General features: G+C 62.6%; 12 protein-coding genes and 4 pseudogenes. 14 read left to right on the top strand and 2 right to left on the bottom strand.

Annotated features, from left to right (window positions below):
- Nucleotides 1–167: 167 nt before the first annotated feature.
- Both GCT13_RS28500 and GCT13_RS28495 read left to right on the top strand, forming a co-directional pair.
- Complete coding sequence (locus tag GCT13_RS28500) at nucleotides 168–2,651, top strand: GcvT family protein (RefSeq protein WP_152763761.1); 2,484 nt, start codon at nucleotides 168–170, stop codon at nucleotides 2,649–2,651.
- A 228-nt stretch (nucleotides 2,652–2,879) separates the two neighbouring features.
- Nucleotides 2,880–3,462: pseudogene (locus GCT13_RS28495) on the top strand (porin); the annotation flags it as partial.
- A 25-nt stretch (nucleotides 3,463–3,487) separates the two neighbouring features.
- On the opposite strand, the pseudogene GCT13_RS51330 reads toward GCT13_RS28495, so the two are convergent.
- Together GCT13_RS51330 and GCT13_RS48565 are read right to left on the bottom strand one after the other, a co-directional pair.
- Nucleotides 3,488–3,577, bottom strand: a pseudogene (locus GCT13_RS51330) (IclR family transcriptional regulator); the annotation flags it as partial.
- A 204-nt stretch (nucleotides 3,578–3,781) separates the two neighbouring features.
- Nucleotides 3,782–3,934 (bottom strand): hypothetical protein, encoded by a 153-nt coding sequence (locus GCT13_RS48565; protein WP_193727779.1) that lies wholly within the window; start codon nucleotides 3,932–3,934, stop codon nucleotides 3,782–3,784.
- 447 nt (nucleotides 3,935–4,381) lie between these two features.
- On the opposite strand from GCT13_RS48565, the gene GCT13_RS28490 reads away from it, so the two are divergent.
- From GCT13_RS28490 to GCT13_RS28435, 12 genes and pseudogenes are all read left to right on the top strand, one after another.
- Nucleotides 4,382–4,642, top strand: a complete 261-nt coding sequence (locus GCT13_RS28490; protein WP_193727778.1) for a DUF4148 domain-containing protein — start codon at nucleotides 4,382–4,384, stop codon at nucleotides 4,640–4,642.
- A 338-nt stretch (nucleotides 4,643–4,980) separates the two neighbouring features.
- Nucleotides 4,981–5,421, top strand: coding sequence for a CidA/LrgA family protein (locus tag GCT13_RS28485; protein ID WP_193727777.1), 441 nt, complete (start codon nucleotides 4,981–4,983; stop codon nucleotides 5,419–5,421).
- Between the two features lie 39 nt (nucleotides 5,422–5,460).
- On the top strand, nucleotides 5,461–6,210 hold the full coding sequence (locus tag GCT13_RS28480) for an LrgB family protein (protein WP_152763755.1): 750 nt from the start codon (nucleotides 5,461–5,463) through the stop codon (nucleotides 6,208–6,210).
- A 220-nt stretch (nucleotides 6,211–6,430) separates the two neighbouring features.
- Nucleotides 6,431–7,034 (top strand): annotated as a pseudogene (locus GCT13_RS28475) (CBS domain-containing protein).
- A gap of 102 nt (nucleotides 7,035–7,136) precedes the next feature.
- Nucleotides 7,137–7,334: pseudogene (locus GCT13_RS28470) on the top strand (IS6 family transposase); the annotation flags it as partial.
- A 159-nt stretch (nucleotides 7,335–7,493) separates the two neighbouring features.
- Entirely contained in the window at nucleotides 7,494–8,366 is an 873-nt protein-coding gene (locus GCT13_RS28465; protein ID WP_152763753.1) for a GNAT family N-acetyltransferase, read from the top strand.
- 3 nt (nucleotides 8,367–8,369) lie between these two features.
- Complete coding sequence (locus GCT13_RS28460) at nucleotides 8,370–9,296, top strand: 2-hydroxyacid dehydrogenase (protein ID WP_152763751.1); 927 nt, start codon at nucleotides 8,370–8,372, stop codon at nucleotides 9,294–9,296.
- 168 nt (nucleotides 9,297–9,464) lie between these two features.
- Complete coding sequence (locus GCT13_RS28455) at nucleotides 9,465–10,874, top strand: aspartate aminotransferase family protein (protein WP_152763749.1); 1,410 nt, start codon at nucleotides 9,465–9,467, stop codon at nucleotides 10,872–10,874.
- 43 nt (nucleotides 10,875–10,917) lie between these two features.
- Nucleotides 10,918–11,415 carry an Lrp/AsnC family transcriptional regulator gene (locus GCT13_RS28450; RefSeq protein WP_152763747.1) on the top strand — a complete coding sequence of 166 codons (498 nt, stop codon included), beginning with the start codon at nucleotides 10,918–10,920 and terminating at the stop codon, nucleotides 11,413–11,415.
- Between the two features lie 94 nt (nucleotides 11,416–11,509).
- Nucleotides 11,510–12,574 (top strand): tartrate dehydrogenase, encoded by a 1,065-nt coding sequence (locus GCT13_RS28445; RefSeq protein ID WP_152763745.1) that lies wholly within the window; start codon nucleotides 11,510–11,512, stop codon nucleotides 12,572–12,574.
- A gap of 17 nt (nucleotides 12,575–12,591) precedes the next feature.
- A complete protein-coding gene (locus GCT13_RS28440) occupies nucleotides 12,592–14,064 on the top strand; it encodes an NAD-dependent succinate-semialdehyde dehydrogenase (RefSeq protein WP_152763743.1) in 1,473 nt (490 codons plus the stop codon).
- Nucleotides 14,061–15,029 carry a M14 family metallopeptidase gene (locus tag GCT13_RS28435; protein WP_152763741.1) on the top strand — a complete coding sequence of 323 codons (969 nt, stop codon included), beginning with the start codon at nucleotides 14,061–14,063 and terminating at the stop codon, nucleotides 15,027–15,029. The genes GCT13_RS28440 and GCT13_RS28435 overlap by 4 nt, the downstream gene beginning before the upstream one ends.
- Nucleotide 15,030: the final 1 nt, after the last annotated feature.

Here is a 15,030-nt window from a genome sequence, read left to right as displayed (position 1 = left end):
GCCCGAGGCCAACATAAATCCAAGCAATTCCACACAAAGCTCGCTCTGCGCGCTTGCTTGAATGTGCCCGTAAACGTTGCATTGTGCGTATTTTTGCGGCACAGTACCCAGTAAATCATTTCCACATATTTCAACTCATTTCCACACATCCCGGCGAGATCCAACACATGTCAACCAATCTTCCGACGCAGGCGCGCGTCGTCATCGTGGGCGGCGGCATCATCGGATGCTCGCTCGCCTGGCATCTCACGAAGCTCGGCTGGACGGATGTCGTGCTGCTCGAACAGGGCCAGTTGTCGTGCGGCACGACGTGGCATGCGGCGGGGCTCGTCGGCCAGTTGCGCGCGCAGGAAAGCATGACGAAGCTGATCCGCTATTCGACGGCGCTCTACGCCGAGCTCGAAGCGGACACGGGTCTCGCGACGGGCTGGAAGCAATGCGGCTCGCTGTCGGTGGCGCGCACGGCCGAGCGGATGACGCAGCTGAAGCGCACGGCCGCCGTCGCGCGCGCGTATGGCGTGACGTGCGACGTGATCGGCCCGAAGGAAGCAGGCGAACTGTGGCCGCCGATGCGCACCGACGACCTGCTCGGTGCCGTCTGGCTGCCCGGCGACGGCAAGGCGAACCCGACCGATCTGACGCAGGCGCTCGCGCGCGGCGCACGACGGCGCGGCGCGCGTATCGCCGAGAACACGCGCGTCACCGCGATCCACACGCGGCAGACACGCAAGGGCCGCGAGGCGAGCGGCGTCGCGTGGCGCGACAAGGCGGGCAATGAAGGCGCGATCGCGGCGGAGATCGTCGTCAATTGCGCGGGCCAGTGGGCGAAGGCCGTGGGACGCCTGTGCGGCGTCACCGTGCCGCTGCATTCGGCCGAGCACTACTACATCGTCACTGAGAGGATTGCGGGCGTGCATCCCGATCTGCCAGTAATGCGCGACCCCGATGGCTACATCTACTTCAAGGAAGAAGTGGGCGGCCTCGTGATGGGCGGCTTCGAACCGGATGCGAAGCCGTGGGCCATGAACGGCATTCCCGAGAACTTCGAGTTCCAGTTGCTGCCCGACGACTGGGATCAATTCCAGATCCTGATGGAGAACGCGCTGCAGCGCGTGCCCGCGCTGGAGACGGCCCAGGTGCGCCAGTTCTACAACGGCCCGGAGTCGTTCACGCCCGACAACAGCTTCATCCTTGGAGAAGCGCCCGAGCTGCGCAACTTCTATGTCGGCGCGGGATTCAACTCGATGGGGATTGCGTCGGCGGGTGGCGCGGGCATGGCGCTCGCCGAGTGGATCGTCGCGGGCGAGCCGACGATGGACCTATGGCCCGTCGACATTCGACGCTTCGCGCGCTTCAACGGCAACGACACATGGCTGCACGACCGCGTGAAGGAAACGCTCGGCCTGCACTACGCGATGCCGTGGCCGAATCGCGAACTCGATAGCGCACGGCCCTTCCGGTGCTCGCCCCTTCATGCGTTGCTGCGGGACGAAGGCGCATGCTTCGGCAGCAAGATGGGCTGGGAACGCGCGAACTTCTTCGCGCCGACGCGCGAGCAGGCGCGCATCGACTACGCGTTCGGCCAGCAGAACTGGCTGCCCTGGAGCGGCGACGAACATCGCGCATGCCGCGAACGCGTTGCCCTTTTCGACATGACGTCGTTCTCCAAATTTCTCGTCAAGGGACGCGATGCCGAAGCCGTATTGCAACAGATCGTCGCGAACGATGTCTCGGTGCCGCCCGGCACGGCCGTCTATACGGGCATGCTCAACGCGCGCGGCGGCTACGAATCGGATTTCACGCTCACGCGTCTCGCCGCCGACGAATATCTGCTCGTCACGGGCTCCGCGCAAACCACGCGCGACTTCGACACGATCGCCAAACGCATTCCGCACGACAGCCACTGCATGCTGGTCGACGTGACCGGTCAATACGCGGTGCTCGCGGTGATGGGACCGTGCGCTCGCGATCTGCTCGCGAGCGTCTCAAAGGCCGACTGGAGCAACGAGGCATTCGCGTTCGGGCAGAGCCGCGAAGTCGATATCGGCTATGCGACGGTGCGCGCGACGCGTATCACCTACGTCGGCGAACTCGGCTGGGAGCTGTATGTGCCCGTCGAATTCGCGGTGGGCGTCTATGAAACGCTGCATCAGGCGGGCGCGCGTTTCGGCGTGAAAAACGCGGGCTATTACGCATTGGAGTCGCTGCGCATCGAGAAAGGCTATCGCGCATGGGGACGCGAGCTGTCGCCGGATACGAACCCGTTCGAAGCGGGGCTCGCGTTCGCGTGCAAGCTCGACAAGGACATTCCGTTCGTCGGGCGCGATGCGCTCGTCAAGCTGCGCGGCGAGCCGCTGCGCAAGCGTCTCATCGTGCTCACCGCGGACGGCGCAAGCGATCGCATGCTATGGGGCGGCGAGGCGATCCTGCGCGATGGCAAGGTGGCGGGCTTCGTCACGTCGGCGGCGTTCGGGCATACGCTCGGCTGCCCGGTCGCGATGGGTTACGTGAAGCGCGACGACGATGGCGCGCTCGACCAAGCGTGGCTCACGAGTGGCCGCTATCAGATCGATGTCGCCGGCGATCTGCTGCCTGCCACGCTGCATCTGAAAGCACCATACGATCCCGCTTCGGCGCGCGTGAAAAGCTGAATCGCACGCCGCGAGATGGCGATGCGGCTCGCGACGACTTCGTGATCGTTTGATGCCGCCAAAACGAATGGCCTCGCCACCGGCGAGGCCATTGCATCAAATCACTTGTGTCGCTCGCGACGACTTCGTGATCGTTTGATGCAGCCAAAACGAATGGCCTCGCCACCGGCGAGGCCATTGCATCGAATCACTTGCGTCGAATCAAGCGCGGCACATTACGATGCACATTACGCGGGCTTTACGATCGGCGCGATGATGGGCCTCGGCAACACGACGAACTTCTCGACGGGGAAGACCCTAAGCTTCGGCTTGAGCTACGCGAACGGGCCCGTTCAAGGCGGCCGCCGTGTACTCGAACGAGCACAACCGCACGCCGTCGATCGTCACGATGGGCATCAACACATTCCAGGGGATGCCTGCTGCGACCTATTCCGCCGACAAGGTCGAGAACATGGGTACGGGCCTCTCGTATCAGTTCGGCAAGCTGCTCGTGCACGGGCTGTACACGCGCGTGAAGCTGCAGTCGAACGGCTTCTCGGACACCTATCAGAGCTGGGACGCGGGCACGAACTACCAGTTCACGCCCGCCAATACGCTCGCGGGCGGCGCCGCGACGACGACGCTCTCGGGCCGTCGTTGGACGCAGTTCGAAATCGGCGATATCTATGCGTTGTCGAAGCGCACGCAGGTTTACGTGGACGTGCTGTACGAGCACGCGAACGACAGCGCGAATGCTGCGTTCTTCACGGCGGGCGTTTCGAGCGGACGCAATCAGGCGATCGTGCTGACGGGCATTCACCACTCGTTCTAATGAACGATCGTTTGAAGTTGAACCACTCGCTAACCGCATACCCCTGCGCGGCCGTTCCGCGGATGCGTTCGTACAGCTCGTCGACGGTGGCGGGCGTGCGATCGGTGAAGCGGTCGCGTTCGCCGAACTGGTGCTTGCGGCCATCTGTAGCCGTTCACCATCGGCATCACCCGGTCATTCCGCGGCCGCTCCCCGAATCAAACTGCGGGCCTCCGAACGTGCGATGTATAGGCCGTCCTTGTCCGGACGACCGCCGCCGATTCGCTTCATGAGCGCGGTGCAAGACCTTCCATTGATTCTTCCGGGTTATTCATTTTCACTAGCTGGTCCAGGACTCGATGTTGAGGACGATACGCGCGACCGGGTTGTCGTCGGTGGTCTTCGGAAAGAACTTGATCTGGGCGAACGTTCCGAGACCGAAAGCGACTACCACGAGCGTTGTAGACGCGGCGATGCGGCTGATGAATTTCACAGTTACCTCTTTTTGATGGTGTAGCCAAGAATTGACGAAGCTGATAGGAGCGTCGAATCACCTTCAGCCGCACGTCGGGCCGCAACCCGGCAAAGCCGGACACGCATTTCCTGCCCAGCCCACTCCGTATTCGAAATTCGACCCAAGCCACTGGGAGTGGGCGATTGTCACTGAAGTGATCACTTCGCCACTTTTTCCGATGCTGAGGAACGTGTAGCTAATATGAACGCATCATCATGTACATGAAGTGCATAATTGACTATATTCTGGATTCCAAAACATCAAGTGAATCGAAAGCTAATAGAATGGAGCCAGCAAACTGAATAGGGCAACCCCCGAGTCTCTTTTAGGACGGGCGCCTTATTCATGCGCATCTGACCAGCGAATACAGTCGTCACTGCCGGCGCGCCGCGTCGGCAATGTCAATGCACCATGCTGGAGAATGCGATGAAAGCCATGATTTTGATTCCCGTCGCAGCCTTGTCACTGTATGCGATGCAGGTCCATGCCGATGACGCTACTCCGTCGAATACGGGTTCCGACAGCAATGCCGCGATGACGACCGACTCCGTCGGCGGAACGACGGCAGGCAGCACCAGCGGAGCGGGAGTCGGCAAGACGCGCGCCCAGGTCTATCAGGAACTGATCCGCGCCGAGAAGGATGGGACACTGAATCGGATGAACGAATTTTATGGCGGTGGAAACTGACGCCTGATCGGAAAGACGTCCTGTCAATCTGTGCCAGAAGTGCGCGCGCCCTCACAACGCTGGTTCCTTGATGTTCAGGCCAGCGTCGATACAGACATGAGTCGATTCGATGTTCTCGAACTCTGGTCAGAAAGCGAGAAAGCTGTTATCGACGCCTGATTGCAAGAACTGCACGGCGCGCGCCTTGAGCCGGCGCTTCCCGGCGTGCCCCGGCATGTCCGGCGCCCGCTAAATTCACAACCACATGCAGCCACACTGAAATTGATCTCTGCGTTGATCGTTCTTCAATGAAAGCGCTCTGCGGTGCGTCCGGCAGGCGCACCATGCGAAGCGCTGACATGCACCTTTCATTGCGCAGCACACGACCCAACGCAGTTGTAAGCGGCGACGTCGCCGTCGTGTGCACCTTCGCGACATTGATTGCATTCCAGGGCATCGGCGAACTGCTCGCGCGCATCATGCGCGTGCCGATTCCGGGACCTGTCATCGGCATGGTCCTGCTCACTGCCCTACTGGCGACCGCGCCGTCCGTCGGACACCGGCTCGAAAAGCCGGCGCTCGGACTTCTGAATCACCTGTCGCTTCTGTTCATTCCAGCCGGTGCGGGTGTCGTCGGGCTGTCAGGGGCGTTGAACGGTCAACTGATCGCCATCCTGCTGGCGATCGTCGTTAGCACGGCCCTCTCGGTCGCGGTTACCGGAATCGTGACGTGTGCGCTTTTGCAAAGACGCAACAGTGGCGAACGCTCCACGGTCCCCTCCGTCGAGGCGCAGCGTTAGCAGACAGGGCACGGCATCTCATCCGCAAAGGGGGCAACCATGTCCACGCCGGAGATCACCACGCTCGCCCGCGCGTACCTGAGCGATTCCCCCGTACCGGCGCTCGCCCTGACGATCGGAGCGTATCTGTTCGCGCGCTGGCTTCATGCCCGGTGCCGGAATCATCCGTTCGCGAATCCCGTCGCTATTGCGGTGATGATGTTGATCGCCGTCCTGAAGCTGACGCACACCGACTATCGCGTCTATTTCGTACAGGCGCAGTTCATTCATTTCCTGCTGGGTCCGGCGATTGTCGCGCTGGCGGTTCCGCTATACCGTCAGATTCACAAACTGCGAAGTGCGTGTTTCCCGCTGCTGTGCGGGCTGCTGGCGGGATCATCCGTGGCCGTGTTGTCGGCGGTCGCAATCGCATTGCTGTTTCACTGCCAGGCAACGACGGTCGTCTCGCTTGCACCCAAATCGGTCACGGCAGCCATCGCAATGCTGATATCGGCCAAGGTCGGCGGTATTCCCTCGTTGACTGCGGCGATTGTGATCGTCACTGGCATTACGGGCGCCGTGATATCCACACTCATGCTCGGACTGGTAGGCGTACGGCGCGACGACGCGCGAGGCTTCGCGATCGGCGTGGCCTCGCACGGCATAGGCACGGCACGGGCGTTCCAGATCAGTGAGGAGGCTGGTGCATTCGCGGGTCTCGGCATGGCCATGAATGGGATCGTATCGGCAGTCGTGTTGCCGTTTGTGCTTCCTGCGCTCATCGCCATGCTGGGCCGGCTGGGGGCGTGAGTAGCCCCGACCATTTGTGGCCACGCATCATTGGAAGAACAGTACGAAGATCCCGGCCACAGTGAGCCTTTCACAAAAGATAGCGCCCTCAACCCGATATCACATTTGCCTATTGAACCAAGGCGCCTCAGCACCGGCGATCCGACGTCGGTGCGTCTGCCGAAACTGTGCGACGGGTGCAGCAGATGGGGACCCGTCGCGACACGCTGAAGGAACGATCATGCGCGCACTCGACATCATGACTACGTCCGTCGTTACCGCCACACCAGACATGACGATCCACGACGCCGCGAGACTGTTCGTCGACAACGGCATCAGCGGGATGCCCGTCGTCGACGCGGACGGAAAGGTCATCGTCGCCGCGCGAGCAGGCCGCGAGGTACGTGAAGGAGCACGGTCATGTCGTCGGCGACGTGATGTGCGACCAGGTGATTTCCATTTCAGAGGACTTCCCGCTCGACAAGATTGCCGACCTCATGGAGCGCCGGCATCTCAAACGCGTGCCGGTGCTCAAAGACGGCAAGCTGGTCGGAATCGTGAGCCGTTCGAACCTGATCCGCGCACTGGCGAGCGCCGCGCCAGCCGTTAATTCAGCTTCACACGACGATGCGAGCCTGCGCGACGCGATCGTTCTCGAAATGCATGGGAAACCTTGGGGGCTGCCGAAACAGGGGGTGCTTGTCAGGGACGGTGTCGCACATCTATGGGGCGTGATCGAGTCCGAGGAGGAAAAGCGCGCGATCCGCATTGCGGCCGAGGGTGTGCCCGGCGTCAAGCGCGTGGAATACCACCTTGAGCTTCCGGGTGTAATTCCGACGCTGTAGTCCGCGGGCGGAGAGCAGCTTCGTAAGCGGCTGGCGATCCCATCTTGCGCCCCGCAGGCTCGTGACGCAACAGGCGCGGCGTGTGTGGCCATGGTGGTGATCGAACGCGAGCGTCGGATGCGTGGTTTCCGAGTCCCTCAACGCACCCAGGCGTTCCTGTCGAGCTTCGGCCCGATTCGGCAGCACTTCGCGCTCAAGAGACATTTGCTACGCGCCTCCCTTTATCGCAACCCGCTCGCCGCGCACTTTGTCGCATGGCGTCACTTCACTGAGCTCACCCAAGGTTCGTCCGCTTTCTGAGAGCACGGGCTCCCTCTCGGTCATTGCGTCGCGAACAACTCAACGTGCCAGCGCCAAGTCCGGCGGCGCATCCACGCAATCGAAGACAACAGGATCATCCTATGCTGCCGCCTCCGTGGCATGTCAGAGTAGCGAGGAATCCCTATCGTGGAGCATCCCATGTCCGCCACCGAAGCATCCACCCTTCTCTACCGCCCCTTCACCGTCGATGACATCGCCGCCGCACATGCGCTGTCACTCGACGTCAAATGGCCGCATCGCGCCGATGACTGGCGCTTCGTGCTGGATGCCGGCGCGGGTTTCGTCGCGCAGGATGGCGAGCGTGTGGTCGGCACCGCGCTGTGCTGGAAGTATGGCGGTGACGGCGGCTCGCTCGGCATGGTGATCGTCGCGCCCGATCAACAGGGCAAAGGCATAGGCCGCAAGCTGATGGACCTGCTGCTCGAAGCGCTCGGCAATCGCATCACCGTTTTGCACGCGACGCCCGCAGGCGAGCCGCTTTATGCAAAGCTCGGGTTCAGGCGCATCGGCGCGATTCATCAGCATCAATCCGCCGATTTCACTGCGCCTCGCGTCGAGTTGCAGACAGGCGAAAGCGTGCGCGCGTTCGAGCCGCGCGATACGGCAGCGCTCGTCGCGTTCGCATCGCGCGCGAGCGGGCTTGACCGAAGCGCGCTGCTGCCTTCGCTCTTGAACGTCGCCCAAGGCGTTCTGCTCGAACGGGATGGCGAAACAGTGGGCTTTGCACTCATTCGCGAGTTCGGGCGCGGCCACGCGATCGGCCCAGTCGTTTCCCTCACCGCCGACCAGCAACACGTGCGCCGCGCGCAGGCGCTCATCGCGCACTGGCTCGCGCATTACGAAGGCAAGTTCACCCGCATCGACACGCCGGACGAAAGCGGTCTGTCGGACTGGCTCGAAGGCGCCGGTCTCAAGCGCGTCGATACGGTCATCAAGATGGCGCGCAACGGCACGCTGCAGCACGATGCATCCGTCGCGCAATTCGCGATCATCAACCAGGCGCTGGGCTGATTCATGACCATTCTCTATAAGGCCGATCCCGAACGCGGCAGGCAATGGGCGCAACGCTTCGCGCAAAAAGCGCCGGACCTGCCGTTCCGTTTGTGGCCGGATATTGGCGATCCCGCTGCCGTGCGCTATCTCGCCGCGTGGCAGCCGCCCGCCGATATCATGCAGACCTTGCCCAATCTCAAAGTGATCTTCTCGGTGGGCGCGGGCATCGATCAGTTCGATCTGTCGAGCGTGCCGCCGCACGTCGCGGTTGTGCGCATGACCGAGCCGGGCATCGCCGAAGGCATGGTGGAATATGTGACGCAGGCGGTACTCACGATTCATCGCGACCTCTTCGATTACGCCATGCAGCAGCGCGAGCGCGTATGGCGTGAAAGGCCCGTGCGCGCGGCGTCGACGCGGCGCATCGGCGTGTTGGGACTCGGCATGCTCGGCACGGCGGTGCTGAGCACGCTGCGTCTTTTCGGCTTTCCTTGCGCGGGCTGGAGCCGTTCGCCGCATGAAATAGAAGGCATCGAATGTTATGCGGGCATCGAATCGCTCGATGCCTTCCTCGCGCGCACCGATATCCTCGTGTGCCTGCTGCCGCTCACGGATGCCACGCGCGGTCTCATCGGCAAGCGCGTGTTCGGGGCGCTGCCCGAAGGCGCGTCTTTCATCAACGCGGGGCGCGGCCCGCACGTGATTCAGCAGGACTTGCTCGATGCGCTCGACAGCGGCCATCTTCACGCCGCAATTCTCGACGTAACCGAGCCCGAACCGTTGCCGCCGACGCATCCGTTCTGGACGCATCCGCGCGTGCGCCTGACGCCGCATATCGCGAGCGCGACGCGTCCCGAGACTGCCGTTGACGTGGTGCTGGAAAATCTGCGCCGCCATCGCGCGGGAGAGCGCATGATCGGCGAGATCGACCGCACGCGCGGCTACTGAAACCGCTGTGCGAAGCGCGCAGCACAAAATGCTGCAAGCCCCCCGAAAAACGCCGCATTCTCGCTTTTTGGTGATTTTTTTGGCGACACGCGCGATGCGGCTCTGCCGATAGTATGAAACAGTCACGAGCCATTTCGAACACTGTCCGCACAAAGAGAGAGCCGCATCATGTCGATCAAGTCGCTTGTCGAGTCCGACCGTAAGCATCTGATTCATCCCGTCGTCAGCTACCGTGCGCATGAAGCGCGCGGCGTCACCGTGCTCGATTCCGCCGATGGCGTGTTCCTGCGCGATATGGAAGGCAATCAGCTACTGGACGCGTTCTCCGGCCTGTGGTGCGTGAACACGGGCTATGGGCACGCGAGCATCGTCGAGGCCGCCGCGAAGCAGATGACGAAGCTGCCTTACGCGACCGGCTACTTCCACTTCGGCTCCGAGCCCGCGATCGAACTGGCCGCGAAGCTCGTGGAACTCGCGCCCCCATCGCTGCAACACGTGTACTTCACGCTCGGCGGCTCGGATGCGGTCGATTCCGCCCTGCGCTTCATCACGCACTACTACAACGCGACGGGCCGTCCGTCGAAGAAGCACTGCATCGCGCTGCAACGCGGTTATCACGGGTCGTCGTCTATCGGTGCGGGCCTGACCGCGTTGCCTGCGTTTCATCGCAACTTTGATCTGCCGCTTGCGACGCAGCATCACATTCCGTCGGCGTATGCGTATCGCAATGATTACGCCGATGACGCCGCACTCATCGATGCATCGGTGAAAGCGCTCGAAGCGAAGGTCGCGGAGCTCGGCGAGGACAACGTCGCCGCATTCTTCTGCGAGCCGATTCAAGGCTCTGGCGGCGTGATCGTGCCGCCCGCCGGCTGGCTGAGGGCGATGCGCGAAGCGTGCCGCAAGCTCGAGATCCTCTTTGTCGCCGATGAAGTCATCACCGGCTTCGGTCGCACCGGCCCGCTCTTCGCATGCGAAGGCGAAGGCGTCGAGCCCGATCTGATGACGGTCGCGAAGGGCCTCACTGCGGGCTACGCGCCCATGGGCGCGGTGCTCATGTCCGATGCGGTCTATCAGGGCATTGCCGATGGCGGCGATGTATCGGCCGCGATCGGTCACGGCCACACGTACTCCGCGCATCCGGTGAGCGCGGCCATCGGTCTTGAAGTCATGCGGCTCTATCACGAAGGCGGCCTGCTCGCGAACGCCCAGGCGCGGGCACCGCGTTTCGCGCAGGGACTCGATGCGCTGCTCGACCATCCGCTCGTGGGCGATGCGCGTCATCGCGGCCTGCTCGGCGCGCTCGAACTGGTCGCCGACAAGGATAGCAAGCGTGGCTTCGATGCATCACTGAAGCTTCCGGATCGCGTCGCCGCGGCGGCATATCGCAATGGCCTCGTGTTCCGCGCGTTCGGCGACAACATTCTCGGCTTCGCGCCGGCGCTGTGCTATACCGAAGCGAACTTCGACATGATGTTCGAGCGCGTCTGCAAAACGCTCGACGACGTGCTCGCACAAAGCGACGTGCGCGCCGCATTGAAGGGCGATTCCGGATGTGGTTCTCGCGCGGCCGCGTGATAACATCGACCGACCGCCGACATGCAAGACCGAACCCGTCACGATGAGCAACGACAGCAAGCTGGACCGAATCGATCTGCGTATCCTTTCGCAATTGCAGAAACGCGGGCGCATCACGAACGTGGAGCTCGCCGACGCGGTCGGTCTGTCGCCCAGCCCTTGCCTGATTCGCGTGAAGCGGCTGGAGAAGGCGGGTTATATCGTCGGCTATGGTGCGCAGATTCAACTGGAGAAGCTCGGCGACGTGCAGGTGGTCTTCACCGAAGTCACGCTCGCCGATCATCGCCGCGAGGACTTCATCAACTTCGTCAATGCGGTGAGGGATGTCGACGAGATCGTCGAATGTCATCTCGCGAGCGGCGGTTACGACTACCTGCTCAAGTTCGTCACGCGCAGCGTGAGCCACTATCAAAGCATCATCGAGGGGCTGCTGGAGCGCGGCATCGGCATCGAAAAGTACTTCAGCTACGTCATCATCAAGACGTCGTTCGTGAAGTCGCATTACCCGCTCGAAACGCTCTTTTCGCCGCACCATCACTGAGGCGCGCGCCTCTTACTTTCCTTTTCGAAAGCACGCACGCGCTTTATGCACGCGCGTGCTTTTCCTCGTCTATCAACTTCACGCGGAGTAATTCATGTCCAGCATCTATCGCATTGCCGTGATTCCGGGCGACGGCATCGGCAAGGAAGTGATGCCCGAAGCTTTGCGCGCGCTCGATACCGTGAGCAAGCGGTTCAACATCGCGCTCGAATACCGGCACATCGAGTGGGCGAGCTGCGACTACTACGCGCAGCACGGCCAGATGATGCCCGACGACTGGAAAGCCCAGCTGCAAGACGCCGATGCGATTCTGTTCGGCGCGGTGGGCTGGCCGCAGACGGTGCCGGACCATATTTCGCTGTGGGGCTCGCTGCTCAAGTTCCGCCGCGAGTTCGACCAGTACATCAATCTGCGGCCCGCGCGTTTGTTCGATGGCGTGCCCTCGCCGCTCGCGAACCGCAAGGGGGGCGATATCGATTTCATGATCGTGCGCGAGAACACCGAAGGCGAGTACTCGTCGGTCGGCGGCGTATCGTTCGAAGGCACCGAACGCGAATTCGTGTCGCAGACTTCCATCTTCACGCGCAAAGGCGCGGAGCGTGTATTGAAGTTCGCGTTCGATCTGGCGCAGAAGCGCGAGAAGAAAATCACCGTGGCGACGAAGAGCAACGGCATTTCGATCAGCATGCCGTGGTGGGATTCACGCGCCGCTGAAATCGCCGCCCAATATCCGGACGTCGCATGGGACAAGCAGCACATCGACATCCTGTGCGCGCGCTTCGTCCTGAATCCGGATCGCTTCGATGTGGTCGTCGCTACGAACCTCTTCGGCGACATTCTCTCGGACCTCGGCCCGGCATGCACGGGCACGATCGGCATCGCGCCATCGGCGAACATGAATCCGGAGCGCACTTTCCCGTCGCTGTTCGAGCCAGTACATGGGTCCGCGCCGGATATCGCGGGAAAGGGCATTGCCAATCCGATCGCGATGATCTGGTGCGCTGCGATGATGCTCGATTTCCTCGGCGAGCGTGACGCCCACGATGCGATGCTTACCGCGATCTCGGCGGTATTGAAGGAAGGCCCGCGCACGGGCGATCTGGGCGGCACGGCAAAGACAACGGAAGTCGGGGCAGCGATTGCGCAACTGCTCGCCTGATCTCTCTGGAGACCATCATGACGCAACGATATGAGTTGAGCGACCTGATTCGCGCCGACAACTTCATCGACGGCAAATGGGTGCCCGCCGCGAGTGGCAAGCGCTTCGCCGTCACCGATCCCGCGACGGGCGAAGTCATCGCGCGAGTCGCCGACAGCGGCCCCGCCGATGCACGCGCCGCTACCGACGCCGCCGCCCGCGCCTTCCCCGCCTGGCGCGATACGCTGCCGAAGGATCGCGCAGCCGTGCTGCATCGCTGGCATGCGTCGATCGTCGAAAACGCGGACGCGCTCGGGCGTCTCATCTCGCTCGAACAAGGCAAGCCGTTCGCCGAAGGCCGTGGCGAAGTGATGTACGGGGCATCGTATATCGCATGGTTCGCGGATGAAGCCACGCGCATCTACGGCGACATCATTCCGCTGCAGCAACGCGGCAAGCGCATGAGCGCCGTGAAGGAGCCGGTGGGCATCGTCGCGGCGATCACGCCGTGGAATTTCCCTCTCGCGATGATCGCGCGCAAGATCGCCCCCGCGCTCGCAGCGGGCTGCACCGTCATCGGCAAGCCGGCGGAAGATACGCCGCTCACCGCGCTCGCGCTGGTGATGCTCGCGCATGATGCAGGCGTTCCGGCGGGCGCGTTGAATCTCATCAGCGCATCGCGCGACAACGCGCAGGAAGCCGTCGCCGACTGGCTCGAAGACGGCCGCGTACGCAAGATCACCTTCACGGGCTCGACACCCGTCGGCAAGTATCTCGCGCGCGAATCCGCGGGCACGTTGAAGAAGCTGTCGCTGGAACTCGGCGGCAACGCGCCCTTCATCGTGTTCGACGACGCCGATCTCGATGCCGCCGTCGCCGGCCTCATGGCATCGAAGTTCCGCAACGGCGGACAGACGTGCGTGTGCCCGAATCGCGTGTACGTGCAGTCGTCGGTCTATGACAAGTTCGCGGACTTGCTGGCGAAGCGCGTCTGCGCATTGAAGGTCGCGCCCGCGACGGACCCGGACGCGCAAATCGGCCCGATGATCAACGCGCGCGCGGTTGAAAAGATCGAGCGTCATGTGAACGACGCGGTGAAACGCGGTGCGCGCGTGCTCACCGGCGGCAAGCGCCGCTCCGAACTCGGTGCGAACTATTACGCGCCCACCGTCCTCGCCGACGCCACCCCCGAAATGCAGCTCAGCTGCGAGGAAACCTTCGGCCCGGTCGTGCCGTTGTTTCGTTTCGACGATGAAGCCGAAGCCATCCGCGCCGCGAACAATACGCCCTTCGGCCTCGCATCGTATTTCTACAGCCAGGATCTGCGACGCATCGACCGCGTGTCGCGTCTGCTCGAAGCAGGTCTCGTAGGCATCAACGAAGGCGCGATTTCGAGCGAGGCCGCGCCGTTCGGGGGCGTCAAGGAATCGGGCTATGGACGCGAAGGCTCGAAGTACGGTCTCGACGATTACCTCTCGATCAAGTATCTCTGCCAGGGTGGCCTCGAATGAACGCTTATCCGATCGAGATCACGTTTCCCGATATCAGTGTGCATGCGTCGGGCAACGCGGGCGTGCCATATGTGCATACGTTCGATTCGGGCATCGACGGCCCTCATGTGATGATCAACGCGCTCACGCACGGCAACGAAGTGTGCGGCGCGATCGTCGTCGACGAACTGCTGCGCGCGAAGCTGCGGCCGCGTCGCGGCAAGCTCACGCTCGCGTTCGCCAACGTCGATGCCTACGCGCGCTTCGATGCGGAGAAGCCCGATACATCGCGCTTTGTCGATCAGGACTTCAACCGCGTATGGACCGCGCACACGCTCGACGACGCCTCGGCCGATTCGAGCGAGTTGCGCCGTGCCCGCGCGATGCGGCCTGTCATCGACACCGTCGATCTGCTGCTCGACTTGCATTCAATGCATGAGAAGAGCAAGCCGTTGATCGTCGCGGGGCCGCTCGACAAAGGCATCGAGTTATCGGCGAAGCTCGGCACGCCCGAGACCGTCATTTGCGATGAAGGACATCCCGAAGGCCGGCGCATGCGCGACTACGAAGGCTTCGGTGATCCATCGAGCAGGAAGAACGCGTTGCTCATCGAATGCGGACAGCATTGGGAAGCGAGCGCCGTTACGGTCGCGCGCGACGTGACGGCGCGCTTTCTCGTTCTGTCCGGTGTGGTCGCCAGGGAGGACGTGCTTGCTGGCTGGATTCAGGCATCGCCGCAGGAAATGCTCGTCGTGCGCGTGACGGAGCCCGTCGTCGCGAAGAGAATGGACTTCCGCTTCGCGGGCGACTACACCGGCCTCGAAGTATTTCCCGAAGCCGGCAGCGTGATCGGCTGGACCAATGGCGATCCCGTGAAGACACCCTACGACGACTGCATGCTCGTCATGCCCTCGCTGCGTCAGTTGCGGCCGGGCGTAACGGTTGTGCGGCTCGGCAAGATCGAACGGCGCATTCAATCCATCTAAG

Source organism: Paraburkholderia franconis (assembly GCF_009362735.1).
GTDB lineage: Bacteria > Pseudomonadota > Gammaproteobacteria > Burkholderiales > Burkholderiaceae > Paraburkholderia > Paraburkholderia franconis.
Note: the sequence above shows the minus strand (reverse complement) of the source record. Positions and strands in the feature narration are given on the sequence as shown.